Origin of the sequence: Amycolatopsis sp. NPDC005232 (genome assembly GCF_040607795.1) — a bacterium.
Lineage (GTDB): Bacteria > Actinomycetota > Actinomycetes > Mycobacteriales > Pseudonocardiaceae > Amycolatopsis.
The window spans coordinates 38,616-45,918 of record NZ_JBEXHL010000053.1; the positions used below are offsets into that span (position 1 = coordinate 38,616).

The 7,303-nt window shown below is 67.9% G+C and carries 3 protein-coding genes; all 3 read left to right on the forward strand.

Features of this window, described 5'->3' with window-relative positions; genetic code table 11:
- Positions 1-208 precede the first annotated feature (208 nt).
- Positions 209-3,796 (forward strand): DNA polymerase III subunit alpha, encoded by a 3,588-nt coding sequence (gene dnaE / locus ABZU76_RS48215; protein WP_354884170.1) that lies wholly within the window; start codon positions 209-211, stop codon positions 3,794-3,796.
- The gene (locus ABZU76_RS48220) at positions 3,796-5,271 is read left to right on the forward strand and encodes an MFS transporter (RefSeq protein WP_354884173.1); all 1,476 of its coding nucleotides are present in this window, start codon (positions 3,796-3,798) and stop codon (positions 5,269-5,271) included. Before dnaE ends, ABZU76_RS48220 begins: the two co-directional genes overlap by 1 nt.
- 485 nt (positions 5,272-5,756) lie before the next feature.
- A complete protein-coding gene (locus tag ABZU76_RS48225) occupies positions 5,757-6,953 on the forward strand; it encodes a low temperature requirement protein A (RefSeq protein WP_354884176.1) in 1,197 nt (398 codons plus the stop codon).
- Positions 6,954-7,303 lie beyond the last annotated feature (350 nt).

Consider the following 7,303-nt stretch of genomic DNA (forward strand, 5'->3'; position numbering starts at 1 on the left):
TGTCGGTGGGGCGTGCGAGGGTGTCGCCGTGGCGTCACCCGCGAAGGTTTCGTCGGGCCCCGGGCGGCATGTCGGCGGGCGCGGCGGGCGGGTGAGGAGAGAGGATCCCTACCGAGCCGCACAGCGCGAGCGCGGACTAGGGTGGAGGACCCCGGGCCGCGCCGCAGCAACAACCGGGAAGCCGTCTGCCTAGGGGAGGTTTTCGCTGGTGTCGAACGATTCCTTCGTCCACCTGCACGTCCACACCGAGTACTCGATGCTCGACGGTGCGGCGAAGATCGGACCCCTCTTCGCCGAGGCGGCGCGGCTGGGCATGCCCGCGGTGGGCATGACCGACCACGGCAACATGTACGGCGGCGACGAGTTCTACCAGACCTCCAAGAAGCACGGCCTGAAGCCGATCATCGGCATCGAGGCCTACATCGCGCCGGAGAGCCGCTTCCACAAGAAGCCGGTGTTCTGGGGCCAGGCCAGCCAGCGCGGCTCCGACGAGCTCGGTGAGGGCGGCGACGTCTCCGGCGCCGGTGCGTACACGCACATGACGATGCTGGCGGAGAACGCCACCGGGCTGCGAAACCTGTTCAAGCTCTCGTCGATCGCCTCGATCCAGGGCTACTACCGCAAGCCGCGCATGGACCGAGAGCTGATCGCGGAGAACCACGCAGGCATCATCGCCACCACCGGCTGCCCGTCGGGCGAGGTGCAGACCCGCCTGCGGCTGGGCCAGCGCGAGGCCGCGATCCAGGCCGCGTCGGACTACAAGGACATCTTCGGCGCCGACAACTTCTTCCTCGAGCTGATGGACCACGGCCTGCCGATCGAGCGGTCCGTGCGCGAGGGCCTGCTCGAGGTCGGGAAGCTGCTCGATCTCAAGCCGCTCGCCACCAACGACTCGCACTACGTCACCAAGGACCAGGCCGACACTCACTCGGCGCTGTTGTGCGTGCAGGCGGGCAAGACGCTCAACGACCCGACCCGGTTCAAGTTCGACGGCGACGGCTACTTCCTCAAGTCGGCCGAGGACATGCGGGAGTACTGGGACAAAGAGGTTCCGGGCGCGGCCGACAGCACGCTGCTGATCGCCGAGCGCGTGCAGTCCTACGACGAGGTCTACTCGCACAAGGACCGCATGCCGGTCTTCGAGGTGCCCGAGGGCCACACCGAGGCGACGTGGCTGCGCCACCAGGTGGCCGAGGGCCTCCGGTGGCGCTTCCCGGCCGGCGTGCCCGACGGCTACGAGGAGCGCTGCGACTACGAGCTCGGCGTCATCGAGCAGAAGGGCTTCCCGGCCTACTTCCTCATCGTCGCCGACCTCATCCAGCACGCGCGCGAGGTCGGCATCCTGGTCGGCCCCGGTCGCGGTTCCGCCGCCGGCGCGCTCGTCGCGTACGCGCTGGGCATCACGAACCTCGACCCGATCCCGCAGAAGCTGCTGTTCGAACGGTTCCTGAACCCCGAGCGCATGTCGATGCCCGACATCGACATCGACTTCGACGACCGCCGCCGCGGCGAGATGATCCGCTACGCCACCGACAAGTACGGCGCCGACCGCGTCGCGCAGGTGATCACGTTCGGCACGATCAAGACCAAGGCCGCGATCAAGGACTCGGCCCGCGTGCACTTCGGCCAGCCGGGCTACTCGATCGCGGACAAGATCTCCAAGGCGCTGCCGCCGCCGATCATGGCCAAGGACATCCCGCTGTCCGGCATCGTCGACACCAAGCACGAGCGCTACGCCGAAGCCGCGGAGGTCCGCGCCCTCGTCGAGACCGACGAGGAGTGCAAGACGATCTTCGACACCGCGCGCGGGCTCGAGGGCCTGATCCGCAACGCCGGTGTGCACGCCTGCGCGGTGATCATGTCGAGCGAGCCGCTGACCGACGCGATCCCGGTGTGGCAGCGCGACGACGGCTCGATCATCACCGGCTGGGACTACCCGTCGTGCGAGAACATCGGCCTGCTGAAGATGGACTTCCTGGGCCTGCGCAACCTCACGGTGATCGGCGACGCGCTGGCCAACATCAAGACCAACCGCGGCGAGGAGATCGACCTCGACCGCCTCGGCTTCGACGATCCCGAGGCGTACAAGCTCCTGGGCCGCGGTGACACGCTCGGCGTGTTCCAGCTCGACGGTGGCGCGATGCGCGACCTGCTGCGCCGCATGCTGCCGACCGGGTTCGAGGACATCGTCGCGGTGCTCGCGCTGTACCGCCCCGGCCCGATGGGCATGAACGCGCACAACGACTACGCCGACCGCAAGAACAACCGGCAGAAGGTCACGCCGATCCACCCGGAGCTGGAGGACCCGCTGCGGGAGATCCTGTCCGAGACCTACGGCCTGATCGTGTACCAAGAGCAGATCATGCAGATCGCGCAGAAGGTCGCGGGCTACACGATGGGCCGAGCGGACACGCTGCGCCGAGCCATGGGCAAGAAGAAGAAGGAAGTCCTCGAGAAGGAGTACGAGGGCTTCGAAGAGGGCATGAAGGCCAGTCCTCTGCTGCCTGGCGGCTTCTCGCCCGAAGCGGTCAAGGCGCTGTGGGACACGATCCTCCCGTTCGCCGGCTACGCGTTCAACAAGAGCCACGCGGCCGCATACGGCCTGATCGCGTACTGGACGGCCTACCTCAAGGCGAACTACACGCCGGAGTACATGGCCGCGCTGCTCACGTCGGTGGGTGACAACAAGGACAAGTCGGCCATCTACCTGTCGGAGTGCCGCCGGCTCGGCATCAAGGTGCTGCCGCCGGACGTCAACGAGTCGGCCCTGCGGTTCGCGGCCGTCGGGACCGACATCCGCTTCGGGCTGGGTGCCGTGCGCAACGTCGGCGCCAACGTGGTGGAGTCGGTCATCAAGACGCGCGAGGAGAAGGGCAAATACTCCTCGTTCACCGATTTCCTGGACAAGTCGGAGCTGGTGGCCTGCAACAAGCGGGTCATGGAGTCGCTGATCAAGGCCGGCGGGTTCGACACGATGGGCTACACCCGCCTGTCGATGATCCAGGTGCACGAGGACGCGGTGGAAGCCGTCGTCCCGCTCAAGCGCCAGGAGGCCATGGGCCAGTTCGACCTGTTCGGCTCCTTCGGCGGGGACGACGACTCGGCCGAGGCCACGCCTTCCTCGTCGCCGCTCGCGCACCTGAAGTTCGGCGAGGAGGAGTACCCGCGCAAGCAGCTGCTCGCCTACGAACGGGAGATGCTGGGCCTCTACGTGTCCGCGCACCCGCTCGACGGTGCCGAGCGCATCCTGCGCAAGCACGCGCCCAAGCCGATCGCCGGCCTGCTCGCCGATCCGCCGAGGGAGGGCGAGGTCGTGATCTCGGGCCTGCTCACCTCGCTGGAGCGGCGCGTGAACAAAAAGGGCGAGCCCTGGGCGATCTGCACGGTCGAGGACATGGACGCCGCCATCGAGGTGCTGTTCTTCGCCAAGGCGTACTCGATGTTCGGCGCGGACCTGGTCGAGGACAACGCGGTGCTGGTCAAGGGCCGGGTCAACTGGCGTGAGGACAAGATGTCGGTGTTCGGTGGCGGGCTCGTGCCGCTGGACCTGTCCGAGATCGGCAACGGCGACGAGGAACCACCGCTGATGCTGCTGGCCGCCGCCGAGAAGATCGACCAGTCGGTGGTGAGCGAGCTCAAGTCGACACTGCTGGCGCACAAGGGCGAGACCCCAGTGCACCTGAAGCTCGTCGGCAAGAACCAGACCGTGTTCGCGCTTTACGATTACCCGGTGAAGGTCAGTTCGATGCTCATCGGTGAGCTCAAGGGCATCCCCGGGATCACCGCCAACACCTGATGACGGAGTACGTGCCGGACCCGCGCCGGTGGCGGGCACTCGCCGTCACGCTGGCGGCCGGGCTCATGACGCTGCTCGACGTCAGCATCGTCAACACGGCGCTGCCGGCGATGCAGCGCGGCCTGAACACCGGCAGCGGCACGGTCCAGTGGGTCGTGTCGGGTTACGCGCTCACGTTCGGCCTGGTCCTGGTCACGGGCGGCCGGCTCGGCGACGCGCTGGGCCGGCGCCGGATGTTCCTCATCGCGCTGGCGGCGTTCGTGGCTACGAGTGTGCTGGCCGGCGCGGCGACCGGCCCCACCATGCTGGTGATCGCGCGGCTCGCCCAGGGCTGCGCGGCCGGCCTGCTGACGCCGCAGAACAGCGGCCTGATCCAGGACCTGTTCCGCGGCGCCGAGCGCGGCCGCGCGTTCGGCATCTTCGGCGCCGTCGTGGGGATCTCCACGGCTGTGGGGCCGGTGCTGGGCGGCGTGATCCTCGCGGTGTTCGGCGACCCCGGCGGCTGGCGGTGGGTGTTCTTCGTGAACGTGCCGGTGGGCGCCGTCGCGTTCGTGCTGGCGATGCGGCTCCTGCCGAAGACCGCGCGCAGGCCGATGCGGGTGCGCTCGGAGATCGACTTCGTCGGCATCGCGCTGCTCGCGATCACTGTGCTCGGGGTGCTGCTGCCACTCGTGGAATCGGAGCAGGGCGGTCTCGCGAAGCTGTGGTGGCTCTTCCCCGTGGCGGTGGTGTTCGGCATCGGTTTCGTGCGGTGGGAACGCCGGGTGGTCGCGCGCGAACGGTCGCCGCTGCTGGACGTCCGGCTGTTCACGGGCACGCCGGGCTACTCGGCCGGCGCCGCGGTGGGTGCGCTGTACTTCTGCGGGTTCGCCGGGATCTGGCTCGTTTTCGCGTTGTTCTTCCAGCAGGGGCTGGGATACACGCCGCTGCAGTCGGGGCTTTCGGTCACGCCGTTCGCGATCGGTTCGGCCGTTTCGGCGGCGGTCGCGGGCCGGCTCGTGCCGCGGTTCGGCCGCCGGTTGTCCGTCACGGGCTTGAGCTTGGTGGCGTTCGCGCTGCTCTTGGTGGCGCTGGTGGTGGAGCTCGTGCCGCCGTCCGCGGCCGGGTTCGCCGTGGCGCTGCCGTTGCTGATCGGTGGCATCGGCGGCGGCATGGTGCTGGCGCCGAACACCACGCTGACGCTGGAGTGCGTGCCCACGTCGATGGCGGGCGTCGCCGGTGGCGCGCTGCAGACCGGGCAGCGCATCGGCACGGCGATCGGCACGGCTGTGCTGGCGTCGGTCTTCCAGTCGGTGGTGGTGGGCTCGAACCGGGACTACTCGCTGGCCCTCACCACGGCGATGTGTTGCTCGGCCGGGCTCACGTGTGTCGCGCTCGTGCTGGCTGTGCTGGAGCTGCGGGCGCGTCGCAACAGGGCTGCGCGTGACGAGGAGCGTGCCGCTGCGGAAGCGGCTGCCGGCGTTCACCGACAGTGAGCAGATCACGCTCACTCAGCACTACAGGTGAATTACTTTCAGCGAATCCACGATGCTCCATCCGAGTGACACGCTACGTTTGACACTGGTGCTACTCAGAGCAACCGGGTAGACCTTATGGAGCCTTCAGCACGACACTTTGGCTACCTACAGTGGCATTTCGATCGATCGACCGGGGATGGGTCGATCGGGCGAGCGGCTGAGAGTTCCGGAGTTCCATGGAATGGACACTCTTGGTCACCTCCCAGGCAACGGATCGTCGGCGTCCGCGGGGGACCGTACGGCGACCGCCGGGAGCATTGCCCCCGAGGTGGCGAGGGAGTGCGGCGAAGGCGTTCGGGCGGGTCCGGAAGAGGGGGAACCGGGCCCGCCCTTTCTCACCTCGGATTTTCTCCCCTTTCACCCTCTGTTGGGGGTCGTACTCGCCTGAGCGCTTTGGCCGTGTTGGGATGGCGGCGTTCGTCGGGTGAGTGCGGGGAGCGTCGATGTCCCAGGGGATTTTTCCGGTCCAGCGGTTCCGGGTGTGGTACCGGCCGATGCGGTCGCGCGACAGCGGTGAGAACCACCGCGTGTCCACCCCGCTGGAATTGCTGTTCGACCTGTGTTTCGTCGTCGCGGTGGGCGCCGCGAGCGCCGACCTGCACCACGAGCTGGTCGAAGGGCACATCGGCCACGGGGTGCTGAGCTACGCGATGGTGTTCTTCGCGATCTGGTGGGGCTGGCTGAACTTCAGCTGGTTCGCCTCCGCGTTCGACACCGACGACGTGCCCTACCGGCTGGCCACTCTCGTGCAGATCGCCGGCGGCCTCACCGTCGCGGCCGGCGTGGACCGCGCGTTCAACGGCGACTTCCGCGTGGTGATGGTCGGCTACGTGCTGATGCGCCTCGCGATGGTGACGCAGTGGCTGCGCGCCGCGAAATCGGATCCGGAACGCCGCACGACGGCGCTCTGGTACGCGGGCGGGATCACCTTCGTGCAGGTGTTGTGGGTCGCCGACGCGTTGATCGGCTTCCCTCAGACCACGGCGGCGATCGTGTTCGCGGTGCTGGTGGTCTGCGAGCTCGCGGTGCCGAGCATCGCGGAGTCGCGGGGAGGTACTTCGTGGCACCCGCACCACATCGCCGAGCGCTACGGGCTCTTCACTCTGATCGTGCTCGGCGAGGTGGTGCTGAGCGCCACCACCGCCGTGAAGGAGGGCGTGTCCGAGGGCGAGCACGTCGGCACGCTCATCGGGCTCGCCGCGGCAGGGCTCGTGCTGGTGTTTTCGATGTGGTGGCTGTACTTCGACCAGCCGGGGCACCTGCGGCTCGTGCGCCATCCGTCGCTGCTGAGCACGTCGAGCTGGGGGTACGGGCACTACCTGATCTTCGCTTCCGCCGCGGCGGTCGGGACGGGCCTCGAGCTGGCGGTGGACTACGACACGCACCACAGCGCGATCAGCGGTCTTGCCACGGCGCTCGCGGTGACGGTGCCGGTCGCGGTGTTCCTGCTGAGCGTGTGGCTGCTGCACATCGGGCCGACGAACGAGTGCCGGGAGATCGCGATCGGATACCCGGTCGCCGCGGTGCTCGTGCTGGCGGCTTCGTTCGGGCCGGCGCCCATTCACGTCGCGGCGGTGCTGGCGGCTGCGTTGGTGGCGCTGACGGTGTTCGCGACCCATGGGCGACCGCGGCCGGCTTGAGCGGCGTATCGGTGCAGGTCGGGGGCCCGGTGCGAGAAAAGGGGACCCCCCTGTTCGGGCCGGTTTTCGGCCATGTAAAGTTCTCCAAGTCGCCAGGGAAACCGGGTGGCCGCCGGGAACACGAACCAAGCTCCTACCTCTGGGTGGTAGAGTGGGTGGTCCCAAACCTCCGGAGCTGAACCAGCCCCCCGCGAAGCGCGAGTTTCGCCAGGGTGTACTGTAAGTCTCCGGAACAAAATAGCTTGAAACAACGCGGTGATCTGGTTTGCCTGCTGGGTGGGCTGGGTTGCGGTGTGTTGCTTGAGAACTCAACAGTGTGCTAGTGAACTAAGCCAGTAGAGCTTATATGT